The organism is Sporosarcina psychrophila (assembly GCF_001590685.1).
GTDB lineage: Bacteria > Bacillota > Bacilli > Bacillales_A > Planococcaceae > Sporosarcina > Sporosarcina psychrophila.
This window is the reverse complement of sequence record NZ_CP014616.1, coordinates 1,417,400-1,439,508: the sequence shown is the minus strand read 5'-3', so window position 1 is coordinate 1,439,508 and position 22,109 is coordinate 1,417,400. Positions and strand designations below refer to the sequence as shown.

Annotated in this window: 22 protein-coding genes and 2 riboswitches; of the genes, 6 read left to right on the top strand and 16 right to left on the bottom strand. The window is 38.2% G+C overall.

Features of this window, described 5'->3' with window-relative positions; translation table 11 throughout:
* Positions 1-228: 228 nt before the first annotated feature.
* From AZE41_RS06960 to AZE41_RS06935, 6 genes are all read right to left on the bottom strand, one after another.
* Entirely contained in the window at positions 229-912 is a 684-nt protein-coding gene (locus AZE41_RS06960; protein WP_067207265.1) for a response regulator transcription factor, read from the bottom strand.
* Complete coding sequence (locus AZE41_RS06955) at positions 909-2,009, bottom strand: sensor histidine kinase (RefSeq protein ID WP_067207262.1); 1,101 nt, start codon at positions 2,007-2,009, stop codon at positions 909-911. The genes AZE41_RS06960 and AZE41_RS06955 overlap by 4 nt, the downstream gene beginning before the upstream one ends.
* A 108-nt stretch (positions 2,010-2,117) precedes the next feature.
* On the bottom strand, positions 2,118-2,450 hold the full coding sequence (locus AZE41_RS06950; RefSeq protein ID WP_067207259.1) for an ArsR/SmtB family transcription factor: 333 nt from the start codon (positions 2,448-2,450) through the stop codon (positions 2,118-2,120).
* Positions 2,451-2,870, bottom strand: a complete 420-nt coding sequence (locus AZE41_RS06945) for an SRPBCC family protein (RefSeq protein WP_067207256.1) — start codon at positions 2,868-2,870, stop codon at positions 2,451-2,453.
* A 139-nt stretch (positions 2,871-3,009) separates the two neighbouring features.
* Entirely contained in the window at positions 3,010-3,492 is a 483-nt protein-coding gene (locus AZE41_RS06940; RefSeq protein ID WP_067207253.1) for a PaaI family thioesterase, read from the bottom strand.
* Between the two features lie 54 nt (positions 3,493-3,546).
* Positions 3,547-4,278: an AAA family ATPase gene (locus tag AZE41_RS06935; protein ID WP_067207250.1), complete on the bottom strand. Its 732-nt coding sequence runs from the start codon at positions 4,276-4,278 to the stop codon at positions 3,547-3,549.
* Positions 4,279-4,402: 124 nt separating this feature from the next.
* Here AZE41_RS06935 and AZE41_RS06930 point away from each other — a divergent pair, with 124 nt between their 5' ends.
* Positions 4,403-4,846: a hypothetical protein gene (locus AZE41_RS06930; protein ID WP_067207247.1), complete on the top strand. Its 444-nt coding sequence runs from the start codon at positions 4,403-4,405 to the stop codon at positions 4,844-4,846.
* 115 nt (positions 4,847-4,961) lie between these two features.
* On the opposite strand, the gene AZE41_RS23635 is transcribed toward AZE41_RS06930, so the two are convergent.
* Positions 4,962-5,099: a DUF4181 domain-containing protein gene (locus AZE41_RS23635; protein ID WP_418064802.1), complete on the bottom strand. Its 138-nt coding sequence runs from the start codon at positions 5,097-5,099 to the stop codon at positions 4,962-4,964.
* 11 nt (positions 5,100-5,110) lie between these two features.
* The gene (locus tag AZE41_RS06925) at positions 5,111-5,344 is read right to left on the bottom strand and encodes a hypothetical protein (protein ID WP_156475984.1); all 234 of its coding nucleotides are present in this window, start codon (positions 5,342-5,344) and stop codon (positions 5,111-5,113) included.
* Between the two features lie 221 nt (positions 5,345-5,565).
* Here AZE41_RS06925 and AZE41_RS06920 point away from each other — a divergent pair, with 221 nt between their 5' ends.
* A complete protein-coding gene (locus AZE41_RS06920; RefSeq protein WP_067207241.1) occupies positions 5,566-5,871 on the top strand; it encodes a hypothetical protein in 306 nt (101 codons plus the stop codon).
* A gap of 109 nt (positions 5,872-5,980) precedes the next feature.
* The gene (gene pepF, locus AZE41_RS06915) at positions 5,981-7,813 is read left to right on the top strand and encodes an oligoendopeptidase F (protein WP_197485380.1); all 1,833 of its coding nucleotides are present in this window, start codon (positions 5,981-5,983) and stop codon (positions 7,811-7,813) included.
* 167 nt (positions 7,814-7,980) lie between these two features.
* Here pepF and AZE41_RS06910 read toward each other — a convergent pair whose 3' ends face one another.
* Genes AZE41_RS06910 through AZE41_RS06900 form a run of 3 tightly spaced genes read right to left on the bottom strand, consistent with a single transcriptional unit; the run spans position 7,981 to position 10,485 of the window.
* Positions 7,981-8,793, bottom strand: coding sequence for a MetQ/NlpA family ABC transporter substrate-binding protein (locus AZE41_RS06910; protein WP_067213880.1), 813 nt, complete (start codon positions 8,791-8,793; stop codon positions 7,981-7,983).
* A gap of 17 nt (positions 8,794-8,810) precedes the next feature.
* Positions 8,811-9,482 carry a methionine ABC transporter permease gene (locus AZE41_RS06905; protein ID WP_067207239.1) on the bottom strand — a complete coding sequence of 224 codons (672 nt, stop codon included), beginning with the start codon at positions 9,480-9,482 and terminating at the stop codon, positions 8,811-8,813.
* Positions 9,472-10,485 (bottom strand): methionine ABC transporter ATP-binding protein, encoded by a 1,014-nt coding sequence (locus tag AZE41_RS06900; protein WP_067207236.1) that lies wholly within the window; start codon positions 10,483-10,485, stop codon positions 9,472-9,474. The genes AZE41_RS06905 and AZE41_RS06900 overlap by 11 nt, the downstream gene beginning before the upstream one ends.
* 105 nt (positions 10,486-10,590) lie before the next feature.
* Positions 10,591-10,701, bottom strand: a riboswitch (SAM riboswitch).
* A 500-nt stretch (positions 10,702-11,201) separates the two neighbouring features.
* Between AZE41_RS06900 and AZE41_RS06895 the strand changes: the two genes are divergently transcribed.
* Positions 11,202-12,371 carry a pyridoxal phosphate-dependent aminotransferase gene (locus AZE41_RS06895; protein WP_067207234.1) on the top strand — a complete coding sequence of 390 codons (1,170 nt, stop codon included), beginning with the start codon at positions 11,202-11,204 and terminating at the stop codon, positions 12,369-12,371.
* 293 nt (positions 12,372-12,664) lie between these two features.
* Here AZE41_RS06895 and AZE41_RS06890 read toward each other — a convergent pair whose 3' ends face one another.
* The gene (locus tag AZE41_RS06890) at positions 12,665-13,516 is read right to left on the bottom strand and encodes a GNAT family N-acetyltransferase (protein WP_067207231.1); all 852 of its coding nucleotides are present in this window, start codon (positions 13,514-13,516) and stop codon (positions 12,665-12,667) included.
* Between the two features lie 364 nt (positions 13,517-13,880).
* Between AZE41_RS06890 and AZE41_RS06885 the strand changes: the two genes are divergently transcribed.
* Positions 13,881-14,363: a uracil-DNA glycosylase gene (locus AZE41_RS06885; protein WP_335339518.1), complete on the top strand. Its 483-nt coding sequence runs from the start codon at positions 13,881-13,883 to the stop codon at positions 14,361-14,363.
* Positions 14,364-14,492: 129 nt separating this feature from the next.
* On the opposite strand, the gene AZE41_RS06880 is transcribed toward AZE41_RS06885, so the two are convergent.
* From AZE41_RS06880 to AZE41_RS06865, 4 genes are all read right to left on the bottom strand, one after another.
* Complete coding sequence (locus AZE41_RS06880; RefSeq protein ID WP_231885823.1) at positions 14,493-16,004, bottom strand: sodium:solute symporter family protein; 1,512 nt, start codon at positions 16,002-16,004, stop codon at positions 14,493-14,495.
* Between the two features lie 26 nt (positions 16,005-16,030).
* On the bottom strand, positions 16,031-16,783 hold the full coding sequence (locus tag AZE41_RS06875; RefSeq protein ID WP_067207223.1) for an SDR family NAD(P)-dependent oxidoreductase: 753 nt from the start codon (positions 16,781-16,783) through the stop codon (positions 16,031-16,033).
* Positions 16,783-18,522 carry a methyl-accepting chemotaxis protein gene (locus AZE41_RS06870; RefSeq protein ID WP_067207220.1) on the bottom strand — a complete coding sequence of 580 codons (1,740 nt, stop codon included), beginning with the start codon at positions 18,520-18,522 and terminating at the stop codon, positions 16,783-16,785. The genes AZE41_RS06875 and AZE41_RS06870 overlap by 1 nt, the downstream gene beginning before the upstream one ends.
* 110 nt (positions 18,523-18,632) lie before the next feature.
* Positions 18,633-18,718: riboswitch (cyclic di-GMP riboswitch) on the bottom strand.
* 561 nt (positions 18,719-19,279) lie between these two features.
* A complete protein-coding gene (locus AZE41_RS06865; RefSeq protein WP_067213879.1) occupies positions 19,280-20,269 on the bottom strand; it encodes a S66 family peptidase in 990 nt (329 codons plus the stop codon).
* A gap of 825 nt (positions 20,270-21,094) precedes the next feature.
* Between AZE41_RS06865 and AZE41_RS06855 the strand changes: the two genes are divergently transcribed.
* Positions 21,095-22,084: a YpdA family putative bacillithiol disulfide reductase gene (locus tag AZE41_RS06855; RefSeq protein WP_067207211.1), complete on the top strand. Its 990-nt coding sequence runs from the start codon at positions 21,095-21,097 to the stop codon at positions 22,082-22,084.
* The last annotated feature ends 25 nt before the right edge of the window (positions 22,085-22,109 follow it).

Genomic DNA, 22,109 nt, shown 5'->3' with positions numbered 1-22,109 from the left:
AATAGGAGACATGTCCTTGTCTACCAACTGTAAAAATTAGAACATAACGCAACCACCACTTCAGCCCCGACAAGTAAGGAGGGCAGTTCAATCACTACAGGACATAAGCGACTCGAGGGGCTAGGCGTAAAATCTCTTAATTACAACTTATCTACTGTACGAGATTTTATAATTTCCTAGACAACCAAAAAATACCGAAGTTCTCAATGAACCCCGGTATTTCCAACTTTATTTAAATCGATAACCTGCTCCCCAAATCGTTTCAATATACTCTGGGTTTGCAGGATCCGTTTCAATTTTTTCCCGAATTTTCCGGATGTGGACCGTAACTGTAGACACATCCCCCATTGCATCAAAACCCCATACCCTTTCAAATAAATGGGCTTTGTTGAAAACATGATTCGGATTCGAAGCTAAAAATGTGAGTAAATCAAATTCTTTTGCGGTCAACACTTTTTCATCATTATTGCCCAATACCCTCCGGGCGTTTTTATCAATATGGAGCCCACGTACTTGAATTTCATTCTTCGGTTGCTCACGGTTCACCAGGCGGTTGTATCTTGAAACATGCGCTTTCACCCGTACTACCAACTCGCCTGGACTAAACGGTTTGACAATGTAATCGTCTGCTCCAAAACCAAAACCGCGTATTTTATCAATTTCTTCTTTCTTAGCTGTCACCATCAAAATAGGTATGTCTTTTATTTCACGGACCCGTTTACATATCTCAAATCCATCGATACCAGGAAGCATTAAATCCAAAACAATTAAATCATAGTTTTCAGCAATCGCTTTTCTTAACCCTTCATCACCCGTCAGTGCAATTTCTACAGTAAATCCGTTCATTTCCAAGTAATCTCGTTCCAATTCTGCGATACTTACATCATCTTCTACTATTAAAATGCTGCTCATCTTTTCACCTGCTTTTCTGAGATTGGAAGAGTAAAGAATATGGAGGTCCCCATTCCTATTTCACTTTCAGCCCAAACCCTGCCGCCGTGCTGTTCGACAATTCGTTTGACAATGGCAAGTCCAAGTCCGCTACGTCCCTCACCACCCGCTCTAGAGGAATCTGCTCTATAGAATTGCTCAAAAATATGGGCAAGCGCTTCTTCGTAAATTCCTTCTCCGTTATCCTTTACTTGAATCGTAATTTCAACCGAATTCGCTTTCAAATGAACATTAATCTTTTTCTCTTTTTTCTCCATATACTTAACACTGTTCTGAATAATGTTCGTTACACTACGTTTTAGTTGCTCTCTATCTGCATACACTTCATATCCTGACCAACCTTCAACAGTAAATACAATCGAAATACCATCCTTGCCGACATCAAATTGCAGCTCTTCTATTAAATCCGTAAAATAATCTTGAAGATTAAACTGTTCAAAATGAAACGGAACACTGCTTAAATCCAACTTGGAAAATAGAAATAGTTCATCAATTAAATGATCCATATCATTTGCCTTTGTGTAGATTATTTGAATATAACGATCCATTTTTCCTGGCGAATCTGCCACACCATCTCGTATTCCCTCAACATACCCCTTAATTGAAGTGATTGGCGTTTTCAAATCATGTGAAATGTTTGCAATAAGTTCTTTCCGATTTTGTTCATAATTATCTTGCAACTGTGCTGATTGTTGCAATTTTATTCTCATTAATTCAAACGTCTCAGCTAACTTCCCAAGTTCATCTTCACCCATTGACGTAATCGGAGTGTCAAAGTCCCCATTTTTTATTTGTTCGGCAGCTTTCGATAGTTTTTTAACTGGATTTAAGATACTTTTCGAAACGTAAAATGTCAGCAAACCATTTATCAAAATAATAATCAGAAACATTCCAATAAATCTCAGTTTGATAAATGTTTGTTGGAAATCCGCACCTACATCTAAGTTGATAATAAAGGCAAGAAAATAATATAGTATTATATCAATAAGAAAAAGAGCAATAATAGGAAGAATTACTATTGCAATGTTAGAAAATAGCAAACGCTTACGGATGGACATTAATATACACCTTCTTTCATTAGTAAGAGTGTAACCGATAATTATTAATTATTTCTTAAATGCTTTCTTGTATAAAAAAAAGCCGACTGATTGTCGGCTTTTAAAGTGTCATCCTTCAACTCGATCGCTTTCAACGACATCTTTAAGTATAGATAATTTGTTGTCCCAAAACTGTTCATAGAAGGTAAGCCATGTTTGCAATTTTTGTAGCGGCTTGGCTTCCAAACAATATAACTTTTCACGACCCATTTTCCGGCCAACAACGAGTCCAGCTGACTCTAATACATGCAGATGCTTGGTTACAGCGGTTCTACTCATTGTGAAATGGCTACTGATTGTTGATATTGATAATTCTTCACCCGCAAGCAGTTGCAACAATCGGCGTCGAGTCGGATCAGCAATTGCTTGAAAAACATCGTATTGTTGTTGCTCTTCAGCCATTTAACCTTCAACTACATGTTTCAGTTTTTGTACGAGTCCATCCCATCCACCAGACATACGTGAACGCACCTCTGCATGTGATTCACCAAACTCCGTCTGTTTTTCTTCGATCCATCCCGCGTGGATTAGTGTTAATTCGGTCTGACCGTCTTTTTCTTTCAACTCAAACGTAATCAGCCATTCCTCTCCCCACTCAAAAGATAAGCGATTTGGTGGGTTCACCTCTGTCACTTTACACACCGAATTGCCCCAGGGTCCTGCTTGTAGGATAAACTCTTTCCCTTCAATCGGTTGCATATCATTCGGCATAAACCATGTACCAATACCTTCAGCTGTAGCGACATATCCCCAAACTTTTTCAATTGGAGCATTGATGAGTATATTTTTTCTCACTTCGGCAAAATTTTCATTAATTGTCATATAATTACCTCCCGAATAATATGCTTAACCATTTGGTTACACTTACAGCATATACAACCAAATGGTTTCATGTCAATTATTATAGAGTTCAATTAAAAAAGGCTGACTGCATGTGGCAATCAGCTTTCTCTCCCCTATTTTATTTACTTGCGAATGTTGCTGGCATGATAACAGCAACGACTTCTCCTGTTGCAACAACTGTGTCATCCGCAAATACTTCAACAGATACCTTAAACTTCTTCGGATGAATTTCTTCCACTTTTCCAACCGCTTTTAACAAAGTACCTTGTTTAGTTGGTTTCATATAATTCACGTTTAATGACGCTGTGACGAAACGTGGTGGTTCTTCTCCACTGCCTGGCTCATGCCCATTTTTTCGGTGCAATGCAAGTGCGGCCGAACCAGTCCCATGACAATCGACAAATGATGCGATTAGACCGCCATAAACAAATCCTGGTATCGCAATATGCTTCGGTGACGGTTCATAATAGGTTACAGTTTCTTCCCCTTGCCACCCCGTTCGGAAATGGTAACCATCTTCATTTAAGCGCCCACAACCAAAACACCAAGCGAAATCTTCCGGATAGTCATCTTGAATTGCATGTACTACTTCATTATTCATATCCCTTTTCCCCCATTCCACATTCCTACGTCATCATTATAACATTCCGACAATCTATTCATCCTCTAAAATATCTTTCAGAAACTTTTCACGATGATCCAGGAAATATTTTGTGATCTGATAGTGCTCAGTCATTTCATATTCGGTTTCCTTTATTTCTCCATCATCAAAACTCAAGATTGTCGCATCAGGATAGCCTAAAATTATGGGCGAATGCGTTGCAATGATGAACTGGCAATTTTCTTCCCGGACAAGATCATGCATAATACGCAGAAACGACAGCTGCCTTTGCGGTGATAATGCGGCTTCCGGCTCATCGAGTAAGTAAATTGCCTTTCCATTGAATCGATTTAGAAATAGTGACAGAAATGATTCACCATGAGACTGATGATGAAGTGATTTCCCTCCGTAAGCATGATAGGAGCCATCGGGTTCTTTTGCCATTTCATCAACGTGTGAAGCAAAATGATAAAAAGATTCAGCCCGTAAAAAGAATCCGTTCGTCACTTTCGGCATCCATGACAAGCGAAGATAATCACTTAATGCACTTTCAGACTCATCTACTGCATATGTATTGTTTCTACCGCCACCCGCCGAATTAAACCCGCATAAATCCGCAACTCCCTCAAGTAATGTCGATTTCCCTGAACCATTTTCCCCAACAAAAAATGTAACACTATTCGTTAAATCCAACTCCGTTAGCGACTGAATTGAGGGTATAGAAAATGGATACACCTCCTTTGAAAGTGACTCTTTATGAAGAAGCGTTATTTTTTTCAAAAACATTTGATTATAACCCCTTTCTACTAATTTCCCCGTGTGATTCTGCATAGATTATTAATGTACAAGCATGATCCCGTACATCTTCATCCGCGTATACTAAAGAAATGAATTACAGGAGGAATAGAACATGAAAATAAGAGCACTATTATCGATTGGCATTATGATTATAGGCACATATGCAATGACTCAACTTTTCCTAGGCTACGACAAGAAAGAGGTTACGAAGGTTCTTGGCACCACGGAATCTCAGTTTAGTGTAATGACCTTTTCGGAACCATCCCTTTCAGGTTCCTCCCCCAAAATTTGGAATATAAGTGATGAATCTGAAATTGAAAGCTTACTTGAATTCCTTCAAGATTATCATGTCCGAAAATTAAAACCTGAAAAAATTAATAAGGTTGATGATATCAATCAGTTCATTATTAATTTAACAGATAGTAATGGAGACAACTTTAGCATTATTGTAAATGAAGATCTAATCATCCAAAACTCTTCACTCTATTACGAAGTAGTTGACGGTCCACTAGATGTTGATTGGATTGTTCATTTTCTCATCAGCAATAAAATTTAACCTATCCAATACAGGGGGCAAGATAGTCATTCTATTCTTGTCCTTTTTAAAAAGACAATAAAATATAAGTTTTCTCCTTGAGCATTGTTTAGACTCAAGCGCTTTTCTTATGCGTTTATTTAAGTTGATCAATCAAAAAAATAGCTATCATTAATATGAACAAAAGAAATATGATATAGATTTGTAGAATCCATTGTTTTGAAGGTTTATTGAATTTCCAATCCATAAATCCTCTTACCATAGATACTAAAATCAGATAAGGTCCTAAAAATAAACAAAGTTAAAATTTTCATACTTTGTAGCTAGAGTAACGGAGCCAATGATAGAACCAATAACAAAACCAATCATCAGGATTGCCAACGCGAAAAATTGAAGACTTTTTGCGCGATCGTCCATTGTATTTGTCTTCTTTGTTATATGCAGCTTCCTTTTTAGAAATCGCTCTCCCAGCCACACTGCAATAATTAACACAATACCAATGATAATTAGTTCTTTCACTTTTCCTTGCACCCTATTCTTGAAATGAACTATATAGTGAACAAAAGATACGAAGGCACCTAACTCCATAGCGAAATCAATTGGTTTCATTATTTCAACATATATAGACTGATACTCTCAACTAATTTGTTGTTCCATATTTATACTTACGTCTATATCCCTTAGAAGTTTCACATTTCGTATATACTTATGGGAAGAGTATTTTAAAGGAGCTAACTAACATGGAATTTAAAAGCATCGATGAACAAGTCATTCAAAAATATCAACAAGATGAGCAGCTAATGATTCGGTTGTTTGTACAATGGTGTGCTAATAATGAAGTGAACCCGCATGAGTTATATAGCCGTGCATACCCAGACCAACAAGAAAATGAGACGATGAAGAAAATAGTTGAGGAAGCTAAATTTGAAGAAGAAATCGACATTGATAACGAAACAATGCTGGATGTCCTACAACTTTTCGGCAATGATGATCTTGCTTTTATCCTAACAGATGAAATCGAACGTCTTTCAAAAAAGCAAAAATAACACATACTATCTGAAAGTTGTCAAAAAAGGGATTTGTTTTTTACTTTTACCCTATTCTACTATATACTATTATTTAGTTCGACATCCGTAATAAAAGGGAGAGATTAGATTGGTAAAGAGTATGCCGCTGCGTTCAGAAGTAAAGACAGAAGAAACATGGAATCTGCAAGACCTTTTCAAAACAGAAGAGGAATATGATGCTGCGATAATTGAATTGGTAAAAGAAGTCGATGCATTTGCCGAAAAATTCAATGGCAACATTAAAGATGCTAAATCAGTAATAGAGGCATTGGAAGGCTTTGCGGCTGTTTATGAAAAAGTGGTTCCTGTTGGCACGTATACGAGTTTGTCATCAAGTACAGACCAAACGGATGACGAAGCACAAATGCGCTCAAGCAAGTTTGGTTCCACTGCCGCAAAAATAAACAGCAAACTATCATTCGTCAACAGTCAACTTTCTGAATTACCCATTGATGTTTTGGAAGATGCAATGAAACAGTCAGGTGATTTTAAAAATTACTTGGAGAAATTGATTCGCAAAAAAGAGTACCAATTGCATCCTGAAGTTGAGAAAACTTTAGCTGCCTTCTCTTCCACATTCGCCGGGCCATATGGCTTGTATAACACGACAAAAATGGTGGATATGGCATTTGATGATTTCGAAGTCGACGGGAAAAGTTATCCGTTAAGCTATGTGTCCTTCGAAGGTGACTGGGAGGGCGAAACGGATACCGCCAAACGCCGTGCTGCATTCGATGCATTCTCAGCTAAGTTAAAAGACTATCAACATACAACTGCAAAAACATATGACATGCATTTACAAACGGAAAAAACAACAGCTGACCTAAGAGGGTATAATTCGATTTTCGATTACTTATTATTCACCCAAGAAGTCGATAAATCCATGTATGACCGTCAAATTGATTTAATCACAAAAGAACTTGCACCGCATATGCGAAAGTACGCGAAACTTCTGCAAAAAGTCCATGGACTTGATAAAATGACGTTTGCCGACTTGAAAATCTCGCTTGATCCAACTTACGAACCAAAAATCACCGTAGATGAATCGAAGAAATATATTGATGATGCCCTTGCTATAATGGGTACTGATTACATGGAGATGGTGGATCGTTCATACAAAGAACGTTGGATTGATTTCGCTCAAAACAAAGGTAAATCAACAGGAGCATTCTGTTCCAGCCCTTATGGCAACCATCCATATATCCTTATTTCATGGACAGGTAGTATGAATGATGTATTCGTCTTAGCTCATGAATTAGGGCATGCGGGTCATTTCTACAATGCAAATCGAGAGCAAAACGTATTCAATGCACGCCCATCCCTGTATTTCATCGAAGCACCTTCGACGATGAATGAAATGCTCGTGGCTAACCACCTATTAGAAAACTCAAATGATCCGAAATTCAAGCGTTGGGTCATTTCATCAATCGTTGCACGCACGTACTACCATAACTTTGTAACGCACTTACTAGAAGCTGCCTACCAACGAAAAGTCTATGAACGCATTGATGCAGGCGGAAGTGTCAACGCCGGTGTATTGAACAACTTGAAACGCGGCGTGCTTGAAGAGTTCTGGGGAGATGATGTGGAGATTAATGAAGGCGCGGAACTTACATGGATGCGTCAGCCACACTACTACATGGGCTTGTATCCATACACATACAGTGCTGGACTCACAATCTCCACTCAAGTATCTAAACGTGTCCTTGAAGAAGGTCAGCCTGCTGTCGATGAATGGCTCGAAGTATTGAAAGCTGGTGGTACAAAATCCCCTGCTGAACTGTCAAAAATGGCAGGTGTCGATATTACAACAGAAAAACCATTGCGTGACACAATCGCTTATATCGGTGATTTGATTGATCAGCTAGTTGTGTTGACGGAAGAAATTGAGGCAAACGAAACGGCTAACGTTTCACAATAAAAAAAAGCGCAAGCGCCTGTTCAGAGGCGCTTGAGTCTAGACGTGAAATATCAGCTTTCGCAGGTTATCCACTGTACAAGATTTTATAATTTCCTAGGCAGGAAGAACAAAAAAAGCTGACGAAACCGTAATGGTCTCGTCAGCTTTTTGACGTTGCTAGTTAGATTTTACTTCATCCACTCTGGTTTACCAAAGCCTTCAAAATCTGAATCAATTACTTTTTCAAATTCTGCTGATTCTACTATTTCAATAATATCTTTAGCAAATTGCTTATCAATGTTTTCCGTTTTTACTGCAACTACGTTTCTGTATATATCAAGCATGTCCTCTAGTGCTAGCGCATCTAATAAATTCATACTTGCAGCCAAGGCAAAGTTTCCAGGAACTGCCGCTAAATCAGTACCGTCAACTGAACGTGGAAGCTGACCCGCTTCGATTGGCTGAAACACCAAGTTCTTCTTATTCATTGTTACATCTTTTTCAGATACTTTTAGCACTTCTGCATTTGGATCTAATTCAATTAGACCTTCATCCTGTAACACTAAAAGGGCGCGGGCTCCATTAACAGGATCGTTTGGAATGGTAACTTTTGCTCCATCCTCAATAGCTTCAATTGTCTTGAATTTATTCGAATAAATGCCCATTGGAGCTGTTGGTACGATAATAAGTGGTGATAATTCAGCTTCCGTTTCTTTAACGACATTTTCTAAATAAGTCGTGTTTTGGAACAGGTTTGCATCAATATCGCCACTTGCCAGTGCATTGTTCGGCTGAATATAATCACTAAACTCAATTAGTTCAACTTTATATCCCTTTTCTTCAAGTCCAGGAATAATCGCCTTTTTCAACATATCACTATATGGTCCAGCGGTTGCACCAATTTTCACAGATTTGTCATCCGAAGCTTTTTCTTTGCCACCACAAGCAGCTAGTGCGGTTCCAACTACAAGTACTAATACAACTAATAGAAACTTTTTCATAATTTTCTCTCTCCCCATCATCGTTTATCAATTACTTTTGAAATCCGATCTCCTGCAAACTGAATTACTTGTACAAATAGTATTAATATCACCACGGTCACTACCATTATTGTATTGTCGTAACGATAGTAGCCGAATCGAATTGCTAAATCCCCGATTCCGCCACCACCAACAACACCAGCCATTGCTGAATAGGCGACTAAACTAATTACTGTAAGTGTCACGCCTTGAATAATACTTGTTTTTGCTTCAGGCAATAGTACATCTTTGATAATCATCCACGGAGTTGCACCAACAGCGATTGCAGCTTCGATAACACCTTTATCAATCTCTCTTAGTGAAGTCTCCACAATTCTTGCGAAAAAAGGGATTGCTGCCGCAGATAATGAAACACTAGCAGCCCCAGGGCCAATCGGAGTACCTACTATTAAAATCGTTAAAGGGATTAACGCGACGAGTAAAATAATAAACGGCACAGAACGGACCATATTGACGATAAAGCCAATAACTGAGTTCAATGCCCGATTTTCTAAAAATAAGCCTTTATCGGTAGTGAACAGCAAAATCCCTAGTGGAAGCCCAATAACAAGTGCGATAACGAGAGAAATACTTATCATATAAAGTGTTTCCCCAAATGCTTTTGTAATATCAGGCATTAACTCTATAACGTGTTGTAAATCAATTCCCATTGTCAATTACCTCCACTTGAGCAGCTCGTGATGACATATAGGCAATTGCCTTTTCTATTTCGTCATCCTCGCCTTTTAGTTCCATCAGGAAAGTACCGAGTGGCCTTTCTTGAATATATTCAATGGAGCCGTGTAGGAAATTACCTTGTATAGTAAATTGCTGCACAGTATCTGAGATAATTCCATCGCCTGCGACATCACCTTTAAACATGACTTTGACCAGTTTGCCCGTGCACTTGCTCAAAATCATTGACGGCACATCAAATGACACAACACTACTAATAAATTCTTTCGTCAATTCTTCTTGAGGATCTGAAAATATATCATATACTTGTCCTTCTTCAATCACTTTTCCATCTTGCATAATTGCCATGCGATCACAAATTTCTTTCACGACATTCATCTCGTGTGTTATTAGAACGATTGTAATCTGTAATTCTTTATTTATTTTCTTCAACAGCCTTAAAATAGATAGCGTCGTATTTGGATCTAATGCAGATGTTGCTTCATCACACAGTAACACTGAAGGATTATTCGCTAGTGCTCGGGCAATACCTACCCGCTGCTTCTGGCCACCACTCAGCTGCGCAGGATAAACATCCCGTTTATCAGAGAGGCCAACCATTTCTAGTAAGTCCGTTACCCGAGCGTTTATTTTATTGGCAGGCGTTTTGGCTGCCCGTAAAGCAAATGCTATATTTTCATATACTGTCTTTTGGCTGATTAAATAAAAGTGTTGAAAAATCATTCCTATTTTCAGACGTGCCTGACGGAGATTATCCCCCCGTAACTTCATCAAATTTAATCCATCTACTAAGATCGTTCCGCTCGTTGGTTTTTCCAACAAATTTAGACAACGGATAAGAGAACTCTTCCCTGCACCTGAGTAACCTACGATTCCGAAAATTTCTCCTGTGTTAATGTCGAGTGAGACATTATCAACACCAGTCACGATTCTCTCTTTTGTTTTGTATACTTTTGATACGTTTTGAATTTGAATCATGCAATTCTCCTCTTTCTATAAATAGAAGTACGAAATCTCAGATGTCTGACCATATAAAAATGCTTCTCTCATATATGAAAGAAGCACCGAAAATAAAAAGGTTTCAGCTCATCTTTCAGAATGAAATTCACTCTGTAGGAGTTAGCACCTTCCTTACATTACGCAAGGGGTTGCTGGACGTCATCGGGCCTATCCCTCAGTCTCTCTTGATAAGTACCATTATGTAATTATTTTGATTGATAAGTTTCATATTAGTATGTCTCAATAAGATTGTCAACATAATATGTTCTGATATATAACAATTTATTATCATTTTCATTTCATTCCATGTATACTGACAATAAGAAAAGCGGAAGGCGCCGTCTAGACGCGACAGGCATAAGTCAATCCAGGGGAAGGCAGTCTAGAGCGCGACGTCCTGTCGCAACGACTGCATACCTGCATCCTTGCAGGCACGACGTGGCGCTCTTTGCCACATAGCTGGATTGCTTTCAAGGAACCTAGCCTAAGTACGCCGCGTCCTGCGGCAATGGCTAGGTGACCCACTTCCTGTGGGCCTCCGAGCGGCTGGCTCCTGGAGCTAGACAATAAGAAAAGCGCAAGCGCCTTGGCAGACCCGACAAGCGCTGGAGTCTAGACACTGCTCCAAGTGAAAAACTTATACTATCTTACTCTATTACAATAAAGATTGGATTACATAGAAGAGAGGTTATTACATGGCACTATCAAATCGACTCAAGAACCTACCACCGCACTTTTTCGCATCCCTTGTTCGAAACGTACAAGAAGCACTTTCTGAAGGACGTGACGTTATTAACTTGGGGCGTGGAAATCCCGATCAACCGACACCTCCACATATTATAAAAGCACTCCAAGAAGCAGTTGAAGATCCAACAACACATGGATACTCCCCATTCAGAGGGACTGCCGAATTAAAACAGGCTGTTGCTGACTTTTATAAACGAGAATACGATGTTCATATTGATCCTAAAACAGAGGTAGCGATTCTATTTGGAACAAAACCGGGATTGGTCGAGTTACCCCTCGCGATTATGAACGAAGATGAATTACTTTTATTGCCGGATCCGGGATATCCCGATTATTTATCGAGTGTAAGCTTAGCCAATATTAAATACGATTTAATGCCATTACTTGCAGAAAACGATTTTTTACCTGATTACTCTGCTCTCTCCGATGAACAAAAGAAGCAAGCAAAATTAATGTATTTGAACTATCCAAATAACCCAACAAGCGCAACCGCCACACTTCCATTTTTTGAAGAAACGATTGCTTTGGCAAAAGCCAATGATATTGCAATTTTGCATGACTTTGCCTATGGTGGAATCGGTTTTGACGGTGCTAAACCTGTCAGTTTCCTGCAAGCAGAAGGTGCAAAAGAAGTTGGAATTGAAATGTACACATTGTCAAAAACGTATAATATGGCGGGATGGCGGGTCGGTTTTGCCATCGGTAATGCCGATATTATCGAAGCAATCAGCTTATTGCAGGATCATTTATTCATAGATATATTCCCAGCAATTCAGCGCGCAGCAACAGAGGCATTATCGGGAAGCCAGGATTGTGTGGATGAACTCGTTTCACTTTACGAAAGCCGCCGGAATGTCTTAATTTCTGAATGTAAACGAATCGGTTGGGATGTCATCGCGCCCGCTGCATCTTTCTTCGCTTGGTTACCTGTACCAGAAGGATATACAAGCGAATCATTCACCAAGTTACTATTAGACAAAGCAGACATTGCCGTAGCACCGGGCCATGCTTTTGGAAGGTATGGTGAAGGGTATATACGTGTTGGCTTATTGGAAAGTGAAGACCGTTTAAAAGAAGCAGTTGCACGAATTGAAAAACTCGATATTTTTTCACGATAAAATAATTTAATTTGAATTTCATATCAAAAAAGCCAGGAGTTTTCTATTCTTGGCTTTTTTGACATGAAATATTCTTAGTTCGTTAGAAACATTGAAAAGAGCGAATATCATTTGGACTTATCACATGATGGATCCAGCCACGCCTTCTTCTCTGTACTTTCCAGCTAGTTATTGTGATTGTTTGTGTCATATTTATCTTCTAGTTTCGGAATTTTTTTTCCCATATCAGATATTTTCCATATAAATTTCGATCAACTATGTGATTCAGATTTCCTATAAAGATCACACCTTTTTCATTTCAAGCTAAATCCAATCTGTATAGAATCTGCAATTCTCTTGTAGCCGATCTCTTGGTAGATTTTATTTGCTGTCGGATTCATCAAATCAGTGTAAAGCACACAAAAATCATATTTTTTTAGAAGTTCCTTTGTTCCAGCTGCTACCATCGTCCGCGCGTAGCCTTTCTTTCGCTCTTCCTTTGGTGTAAATACAAGGGAGACAGTTACGCCATGATTTGTCGGTCGGGCTTTTTTCATCATGGAAACTACTTTGCCATTATCCTCCCACAAAAATACTTCCTGTTCGGCTACAAATGATGCAACTCGCTTTTTCACATCTTCCACTGCTGTTAGCGGAAGTCCTGCATCTTCCTCAAACAAGTTGAACCACATCTCGATGAGTAAACAATCATCCGTATTTGCCAAACGCCAAGAGCCTGGACTGTGTTCAAGTGTTTCATCTATATTATCTAATCGATACAATCCCTGGTCCATCATCAATTGAGGATACACACTTGTTTTCACTTCCCATTTCTTACTGAAGAGGAATGCCCACGGTTTTAAACCTATGATGGAACTAATTTCAATTTTAAGTTCCAATAGGTTTCTTATTAACAAATCCATACATTCTTCCAACCGGCTTTCATCCGCAAAAATTAGGTTTAACGGATGTGGATAGGTCATTTGAAATAAGGCTAGCACCTGCCCCTCCTCTTCAATCGTCGCCATAAACGGCTTCTCATATCGACCTGCTTTAATTGCCTGCAATACACCGAAAAAAAGACTGTATACATCTTCCCTTTTACCTAAAACAGGTTCAGCTTTCAATGCAAATTTTTGCACATCTTGATAATATCTAAACTCCATCCCCACACCCCATTCACATAAGAATAATAAACATCGAAATATTATAATAATTTTACCACATTTAACCTATATGCTGTGAATCTGATTGAAATCCATTGGTTAGTGGAAAGCTTTCCTTAGTGCACTGGAAATTATAAAGCTTCTCTGGGGATAATCTGCAAAAGGGCCTAGCTATTACCACAGGTAGTGGCGTACTAAGGCTGCGTTCTTCTGTTTCAGGCGCTTCCTCTTTTTTTTTGCAAATAAACGTCAAAGTGAGCTGAAAATAATGCCTGTCTTCTGTCCAAAAATGTTATTGGAGGAGCCAACCCCTGATCACCTTGTAAATTGCCAGGAATGCGGCCTTTATGAACAAGGGACACGGATGGTATGGGGTGAAGGTAATCCAGCGGCCACGATTATGATTATTCTTGACAATCCCGGAGCACGTGAAGATCGTGAAGGCGAGTCATTTGTTTGTGGAACGCGGCAAACGCTACAAGAAGTTGCAAATGAAGCTGGCTTGAAAATAGATGATCTGTATGTCACTTTTATACTAAAAAGGAAGCCCGTTCGAGCATACGACAAAGAATTAGTACGTCAAATTTGTATGAGGCATTTAGAACAGCAGCTTACAGAAAAAAAGCCTACTCTCATTCTTTGTTTAGGAAATGTAGCCGTTCAGTCTTTTTTTCAAAATCCTGAAGCCGAAGTGAAGTCAATGCGGAGTAGTTGGCACGATATACGTGGATTCCAAACAGCGGTCGCCTACCATCCACTTGCAGTTAGACGACGTCCAAACTTACGTAACTTATTTTTGGAGGACTTGACTTTCGTTGCGGATCGCTTTCATTCTTTAGACCTCTAGCTACGATATGAAGTTTTTGTAATCCAATATTACTATTAGAAAAAATATTTATGTTTGATAAATTAATCAGATATGGTAGATAGAATTCAAAAAAACAGGACACACAATTAAGCATGTCCTGTTACCAACTCAGATATTTGGTTGTTTTGAAGTATTCAATATTTCTAGTTCTTCTTTACTTCCAACGTGATCAAGTTCTTTATTTTTTTCAATTTCATGCATGTCAAGAACGTGTTGGGTAGGTGGGATTAATAGACTTATTACAATAATTGTCACTCCAGAAAAAATCACACCTGAGAAAACAGGCGTTAGCCACAATTCGCCCAACAAGCCCAAAAACCCATCCGATTGAATTTTCGGCCCAGGAACGTGAGTAAGTGAAGTAATAATATAATATACGAGTCCAACAGATATACTTGCCCATACAGCCGGAGTACTTACCCGCTTCCAAAATGGGCCTAAAACGATTGGCCAGAACAATGTAACAAATACAACATCCCATGCTAAATAGGCTAAATCAATAACTTTTTGAGCACTTAGCGCCAGGATTAAACCTAACAATGCACTTGCAAGAATCACCATTCTGGAATAAAACAATAGTTTTTTCGGATCAGGATTCTTATTAATAAAATCTAAATAAATATTTTTAGTAACAATTCCTGAGGTTGCTACATAACATGCCGCAACAGTTGACATACCCATCGCCGCCATCGCTGTTAAAAAGATAGCAGATAAAATAGGTGGGAAATAACCTTGTGCAAAAACAAGCATCAATGTTTCGGGATTGGAACTGTTCGGATAAATAGATTTAAAAGCTTCCCCTAACATTCCAGGTATCCAACTAATAGCGATGATTACTGAACCTGCAATAATCATACTCAGCTGTGCGACACGCGGACTTTTTGCCGCTGCAACACGCTGACCTAAGTCCACTGCTGGAATATCACCAAGAGCTAAAACTAAATAGAGTGTCCAGAATTCAACTCCACCTCTACTAAATAATTCATTTACATTCCACCAATCAGGGTTAAATGTAACATCAGGATAATAGAATAAAACAAATATGGTTATCCCAAGGATTCCGGCTACCGCTAGTGCCCCTTGAACAATTTCGGTGTAAGCGACAGCCCATAAGCCTCCAATAACGGAGTAGAGTGCCGTTAACGAAACAAATAATAGTGCAGCTGGAAGGAAATCGATTTGGAAAAGTTGTTGGATAATATAAGTACCCCCAACAGTGAGAGCTGCGGCATTGAAAATACCAAATGCTACCGCCATCACGATTCCCGTGTATGCTCCTAATCTTTTACTACCATATCTCAATCCGTAGTAGTCCGCTAGTGTCCATCCTCTTAATCTTCTTAGGGGCTTAGTCCAGATTAATGCCCCTAAAATCATACATGTACCTAGGCCGCCCATTGTTGCGGACCCTTCAAAGCCTCCACTTGTATAACCTGAGCCGACAGCAGCAAAAAAGAATGGAGCTGCTAATAACGCGGCAATTAAACTCCCAGTTACAACAGATAACGGCATACTCCAGCCCGCCACAATTAAATCTTCGGCAGTTTTGACGCGCTTATACCCTTTATAGCCAATGTAATAAATAAAAACTAAATATACACAAAATACGACGATATTCATCAATTCAAGTGCTCCTCATCTATCTTTTATCCGTTCATAACTACTCCACCGTTTGGAGTTAGTATTTGACCTGTATAAAAATCCGCATTTTCTGATGCTAAAAATAACACAGTTTTGGCGATTTCCTCAGGTTGTGCCAAGCGCTTTAGTGGATATTTCGCTGACTCTTCCGCGATATAGTTTTCACCGAACGCTTCGAGGATGCCAGTATGTGTTCCACTAGGCGCTACAGCGTTGACCAATATATTCGGTGCCAACTCTCTTGCCAAAGCTTTGGTAAAAGCATTAATACCGCCTTTTGCCGCTGAATAATGGGTAAATTCTTCACACCCTAGACTTCCTATATCTGAAGAGATGTTAATAATTTTACCTTTATTTTTTTCCTTCATTCTTTTCGCCGCTTCTCGGCAATTATAAAAGTTTCCGTAAAGATGAACCTTTATCATTTTGTCCCACTGCTCATCAGTTAAATCTGTAATAGGAGCATTCTGTGCAAACCCAGCATTGTTGACAAGAATATCAATTGCTCCTATCTGGTTGTCCATATACTGAAACATATCCTGCACTTGTTTAGAGTCAGATACATCCGCACAATATTTTAGTGCATTCACGCCATGGTCCTTCGCTTGTAGACGAACTGTTTCCGCCTCTTGATCGCTGCCAATATAGTTTATTAAAATATTTGCTCCCTGTTCAGCAAAAGCTAAAGCAATTGCCTTGCCTATCCCCATACTAGAGCCTGTAATGAGAACATTTTTACCGGTAAGCTTTAAATCCATTAATCTTCACTCTCCAATTTAAAGTTTGTAATTAGGGACTGCAGCTTCTCCGCAGTTTGGCCTAATGAAGCAGATGCTTCTTTCACTTCTTGCATCGACACCAATTGTTCTTGTGTAGCTTGTGAGACATTCAATGAAAACTCGGTAGATTGTTGAGATGTTTTCTTAATATTATTAACGGATGCGACTACTTCTTCAGAGGATGCAGAAATTTCTTGAGATGCAGCAGAAATTTCCCGGATTTGATCTGCGACTTCATCTGCAGATTGTACAATCCTTTTAAATATCTCGCCTACTTCATTCGTATAATCCATTCCCACTCTTACGTCTTCTTTTCCTTTTTCCATCACGGTTACAGATGCATTAGAATCCGTTTGAATCATATGAATTAGTTGGAAAATCTCTTTAGCCGACTGAGATGATTGTTCAGCTAAACGCCTTACTTCATCTGCAACGACAGCAAATCCTTTACCATGCTCACCAGCTCTGGCTGCTTCAATAGCAGCGTTTAGTGCTAACAAATTTGTTTGCTCTGCTATAGCAGTAATAATGTTCACAATGTCGCTAATCTTATTAGAATTAGCATGTAAACCATTAATAGTTTCCTCTATTTGTTCTACAGATGTATTAATTAATTGCATTTGATCAATCACCTGTTGGACAACCTTATTTCCTTGTTCAGCAGCAATTGAGGCTGTCAGAGACGATTCAGAAGCCGTATTGGCTGAATCAGCGATTTGTTGTATGCCACCTGCTGTTTCTTCCATTGCAGCTGCTGTTTCTTCAGTCATCACCAAAGAAGTTTCAGCATTTTGAGCGATATTCTTCATTTCTTTCGAAACGTTTGTTGAACTAATATACGATTCTGTCGCATTCATAGTTAGCTGATTAGCTGATGATGCAACGTGATCAGATGTATTTCTAATGTTTAATATGACATGTTGCAAATTTGAAACCATTGTTTTTATCGATTGTGAAAGTTGTCCAACTTCATCATTTGTAATCTGGAGATCCACATCGTTCAATTCTCCATTTGCCACTTGGTCTGCAACAATGACCACTTTTTTAAGTGGTAATAGAAGCCGATCAATTGTAAAATACAGCAATACTAATAAGATTGAAATTCCGATTACTGCAATAATAATCTGTTTTGTAACACTTTTTTTAATGATGGTATCAATATAATCCGCAGAATAATCAATTCCTAACACTGCAATTGTATTTCCGCTTTCATCTTTAAGAGGGCTGAAAACTGTTCGCCATGATCCGAATGAGTCCTCAAAGATGCTTGTTACCTCTGATTGATCATTTTTAATCGCAAGCTTAGCAGTATCTACATGAACAGGAGCAAGATCAGTAAACAATTCCCCCGCTTCATACGCTTCATTCAAATTTTCCGTATAGCCGATAGGAGTGACGCCATTATCCTCCATCTCCCATATATAACTCCAAAACATGATTCCTTGTTCTTCCCTTATGCCATCCAAGGTACTTTGCATTTTCAAAAATTCAGGATCGTCTTCCCCTTGAACTTTCAATAGACCATCTATATCTTCGGAATCTAGGTTCATGGCTGTTAATAAGCCAACACTTTTTAACTCTTGTTCTAGGTCATTTTCTAACTGGCCATTCAATTGAGAAATACTTTGTGTCGTTAGAACAGTAAAAAGTGCTAAAACAATAATAGAAACTGTAAGTAAAAGCTTATACTTTAATGACATGTTTTTAAAAAAACGCATAATAATTATTTCCTCCTCTTCAATTTTTGTATCTTTCTTTACACATAAAAAAAGGCCCATTTCACAATGAAATAGGCAAATAAAAAAACTAGACTATTATCTAGCGTTTCTTGAGCAGCTCAGCCGTCATAGTAATAATTACTTTAGACCTGTAGCTTTGCGTCCCTACTTTTCAATAGGTTTGCCTATAACCATCAAAAAATATACCACATAGTCTAATAGATGGCAATATGAAGTACCAAAAGATTCATAGAGTAGTATAGTGACACCGCTTAATGTCCTGCTTTCAAAACACCCAAACTAGTATATAGTCATTGGTTGAAAAAGAAAAATAGTACCTTTACTCCCCCGACCATATTTATTTTCTGCTGTTTTAAATTGTTACATCAAATTCTTTTCAAGGATAGCATTGCTGGAAATTTCAATATCAAAAGTATTCTCATTTCTGGCAACTTCAACCTTTATTCTTCCAGGTAAGAAGCAATGCCTGATATGCTATAGAAAGGTGCTACTATGAAAACGCTATATAAAAATGCGAATAGCTTGCTCGACCTATCTATTTGTTTATCCTGTTTCATCAGATCTATCTTGCCCTTTTACTATTGAGCATTTTTACTTTTTTCCACTAACCTGCCCATTTGGTGCAATAAACAACAAATTACATAATTCAACATTTCAATAATCAATCTATTGTTATTGCTTTTTTTCAAAAAATATTTCTATTTCTGTTAAACAAAAATTTTAGATACTGAAAATTTCACAACCATTTTTCCGTGCAAAATACTTTTTTGGCACCTGTATCTAACTTCACTTGTTTCCCAATAGCTAATGGATGCATTGGGTGGGTGTGGCACGTATCGAACTCAGCTAAAATGGGAATATCCATCCCATCTAATTGCTCTATCAGTAAGTCCAATGGCTGCTTGCCAGTACCTAAATCATCATACTGTTCATGTTTACCTAAAATAATACCAGCAACTTTATCAAAAAAACCTTGCACTTTTAGCATTGCAAAATTCTTCTCAACAATTGAGGCATTTTTCATACAATCCTCAATTAATAAAATATCGCCTTGTTTAATTGTAGGGAAATAAGAAGAGCCAATAAATCCATACATCGAATTCACATTGCCACCTATTAATCGTCCTTCTGCAACACCACTATGTCCAGTCACCCACTTATTATTAAAAAGCGTTTTCTCTGTCGTTTTTTCTAACCAGTTCACAGGCTCATCAGACCAAAATGGAGACATTGGCACTTCATAAGGTAGCTCTGTCTCTTTCATAAAATATTGTTCGAAATATTGATAAGTATCATTTACTAGTGGTTCAAATTCACCGAACGAAGGAATTAAAGCAGGTCCATAATATGTTGAGATACCTGTTTTTGCATAAAGGGCGAGTAAAATAACCGTTGCATCAGAATACCCAACGACTAGCTTTGGATTTTGCTTAAATGCTTCATAATCAATATATGGCAGCATGCTATTAGAGTTCGTGCCACCAATTGTGGACATAATCATCTTTATATTCGGATCTCTTAATAGCTCATTTAGTTCATCTGCGCGTGCTTTAGGTGAACCAGAACGATAAACATCAGACTGTCCTGTCAATTTACCTTCTACAATAACAAACCCTTTTGATTCTAAAAATGCTTTTGCACGTTCAAAACGTTGCAACGCAGTAACAGTTGCGGGTGAAGATGGTGTGAATATACCGATTGTATCTCCCTTTTCTAATCGTTTCATCATTAATTATCCCCTTTTTTCATAATTTAGATAGCCCAAAAAACTTAAGAATTTTCAATTTAATAGTGAAGTATACAACTTTAATCTTGACTTATAATCACGAATACTTGTTATTATACTCCATCTATTTAGTAGTTTCTATTAAGTTTCAGAATAATCTACTTTTCAACTCACCTATGCTTTCATGTGAACAATATGAAGAGGTCGAGCCCCAGAAACTCCTCATTTTTAATAACGATGCTCTGTTTGTCGAATAAAAAATCATTTCAAATGGCTATTGTGTTACTTTGCAGACACTATCTTCCCCTTACAATCACCCCTAATGCTATTATTTTCTTCTACTTTCAACAACTCATCTTTTAATCCTATTATGAAAACTCCAAGTACTATCCCCTCTTTTTAATTTCCGTTTTCTTACAGCTAATTCACTATATAATCATAGCTTCCACTGTTTTTTAATTCCTTTGCTAAATCAAGGTGATTTTTCTCGTTTTGTGCTTTGCTTTCTTCCCATTGTCCAGTTATTGCATGAAAATCGTATAGAAGTCTTGCTGTATCACCTAAATCATGCAAACCTTTCATGCTCGGTATGTCTGAATGAGGCAAGGTTTTATAGGATAGTTCGCTAGCAAAATATATTAACTCCTTTTCCAGTGCGTAAAACAAGTTATATACAATTAATTAAGTATTTCTTCCCACTCGTCTGAGCATACTAACGGGCAAGGCTTATACAGCATTGTTGCATTATTCATGCATGCAACATTCCTAAAAAATTAATGCTTTTAACCATTGTTTATGTAAAACTTTAAGGAGGATATTTATTGTATGTATGATGTTGTTATTATTGGCGGTGGTCCGTGTGGCTTATCAACGGGTCTTGCTCTACAAGAAAAAGGACTTTCTTATGTGATTATTGAAAAAGAGGCGATTGTCAATTCCATTGTCAACTGTCCATTACACATGACTTTCTATAGTACTTCTGACCGCTTAGAAATCGGCAACATTCCATTCCTATCTCAAGATGTCCGTCCAAATCGAACTGAACTATTAAAATATTATCGTCTTGTAACTGAGAGACAAGAAATTAATATTAAGTGCTATCAAAAGGTTAATTCTATTTCAAAGAATGCAGCATCCTTTACTGTCCACACAGAAGATCGTAATGGCAACACCATTCCTTACGAAGCGAAGATGATTGTTATTGCAACAGGAATTTTCGATACGCCAAGACAACTAGGTGTAGACGGAGATAATTTAGCGAAGGTATCACATTACTATAAAGAAGGTCACCTCTATTATGGACAACATGTTACAGTTGTTGGTGGTAAAAATTCAGCAATTGAAGCGGCTATTGATCTTTATCGTAACGGAGCGCATGTTACACTTGTGCATCGCGGAGAAACTGTCTTAGAAGGCATTAAACCATCGTTGTTATTAGATATGCGTAACCTTCTTAAAAAAGGAAAAATTGATTTTCATCCCAATTCCAGTATTGCTGCTATCGATGAATCAACTATTCGCATAAACTCTTCTGACGGAACAGTTACACTTCAAAATGACTATGTATTTTCCCTCATCGGTTATCAACCCAATATTTCACTGCTTCAAAGCATTGGAATTCAAACCGACCTCTCTTCATTAGTTCCTTCCTTTAATCAAGAGACATATGAATCAAATGTCAAGAACGTTTTTCTTTCTGGCGTTGTAACGGGTGGCATTACAAATCGTGTTTACATTGAAGACGGACGCTTTCATGGCATGAAAATTGCAAATGAAATTGCACAACGTCTGTCCTATGTTCAAAGTAACTTATGATGTTAAAAGCTCACCAAATCACAAT

Bases quoted from the DNA above. Each gene is read 5' to 3' on its own strand.
- AZE41_RS06940 (WP_067207253.1), bottom strand. From the start codon at position 3,492: ATGAATAATGAAGTAGTACATGCAATTCAAGATGACTATCCGGAAGAT.
- AZE41_RS06905 (WP_067207239.1), bottom strand. From the start codon at position 9,482: ATGGGAATTGATTTACAACACGTTATAGAGTTAATGCCTGATATTACA.
- AZE41_RS06895 (WP_067207234.1), top strand. From the start codon at position 11,202: ATGGCACTATCAAATCGACTCAAGAACCTACCACCGCACTTTTTCGCA.
- AZE41_RS06855 (WP_067207211.1), top strand. From the start codon at position 21,095: ATGTATGATGTTGTTATTATTGGCGGTGGTCCGTGTGGCTTATCAACG.
- AZE41_RS06875 (WP_067207223.1), bottom strand. From the start codon at position 16,783: ATGGATTTAAAGCTTACCGGTAAAAATGTTCTCATTACAGGCTCTAGT.
- AZE41_RS06885 (WP_335339518.1), top strand. From the start codon at position 13,881: ATGGTATGGGGTGAAGGTAATCCAGCGGCCACGATTATGATTATTCTT.
- AZE41_RS06870 (WP_067207220.1), bottom strand. From the start codon at position 18,522: ATGCGTTTTTTTAAAAACATGTCATTAAAGTATAAGCTTTTACTTACA.
- AZE41_RS06920 (WP_067207241.1), top strand. From the start codon at position 5,566: ATGGAATTTAAAAGCATCGATGAACAAGTCATTCAAAAATATCAACAA.
- AZE41_RS06910 (WP_067213880.1), bottom strand. From the start codon at position 8,793: ATGAAAAAGTTTCTATTAGTTGTATTAGTACTTGTAGTTGGAACCGCA.
- AZE41_RS06880 (WP_231885823.1), bottom strand. From the start codon at position 16,004: ATGAATATCGTCGTATTTTGTGTATATTTAGTTTTTATTTATTACATT.
- AZE41_RS06935 (WP_067207250.1), bottom strand. From the start codon at position 4,278: ATGTTTTTGAAAAAAATAACGCTTCTTCATAAAGAGTCACTTTCAAAG.
- AZE41_RS06950 (WP_067207259.1), bottom strand. From the start codon at position 2,450: ATGGCTGAAGAGCAACAACAATACGATGTTTTTCAAGCAATTGCTGAT.
- AZE41_RS06900 (WP_067207236.1), bottom strand. From the start codon at position 10,485: ATGATTCAAATTCAAAACGTATCAAAAGTATACAAAACAAAAGAGAGA.
- AZE41_RS06865 (WP_067213879.1), bottom strand. From the start codon at position 20,269: ATGAAACGATTAGAAAAGGGAGATACAATCGGTATATTCACACCATCT.
- AZE41_RS06890 (WP_067207231.1), bottom strand. From the start codon at position 13,516: ATGGAGTTTAGATATTATCAAGATGTGCAAAAATTTGCATTGAAAGCT.
- AZE41_RS06945 (WP_067207256.1), bottom strand. From the start codon at position 2,870: ATGACAATTAATGAAAATTTTGCCGAAGTGAGAAAAAATATACTCATC.
- AZE41_RS06955 (WP_067207262.1), bottom strand. From the start codon at position 2,009: ATGTCCATCCGTAAGCGTTTGCTATTTTCTAACATTGCAATAGTAATT.
- AZE41_RS06960 (WP_067207265.1), bottom strand. From the start codon at position 912: ATGAGCAGCATTTTAATAGTAGAAGATGATGTAAGTATCGCAGAATTG.
- AZE41_RS06930 (WP_067207247.1), top strand. From the start codon at position 4,403: ATGAAAATAAGAGCACTATTATCGATTGGCATTATGATTATAGGCACA.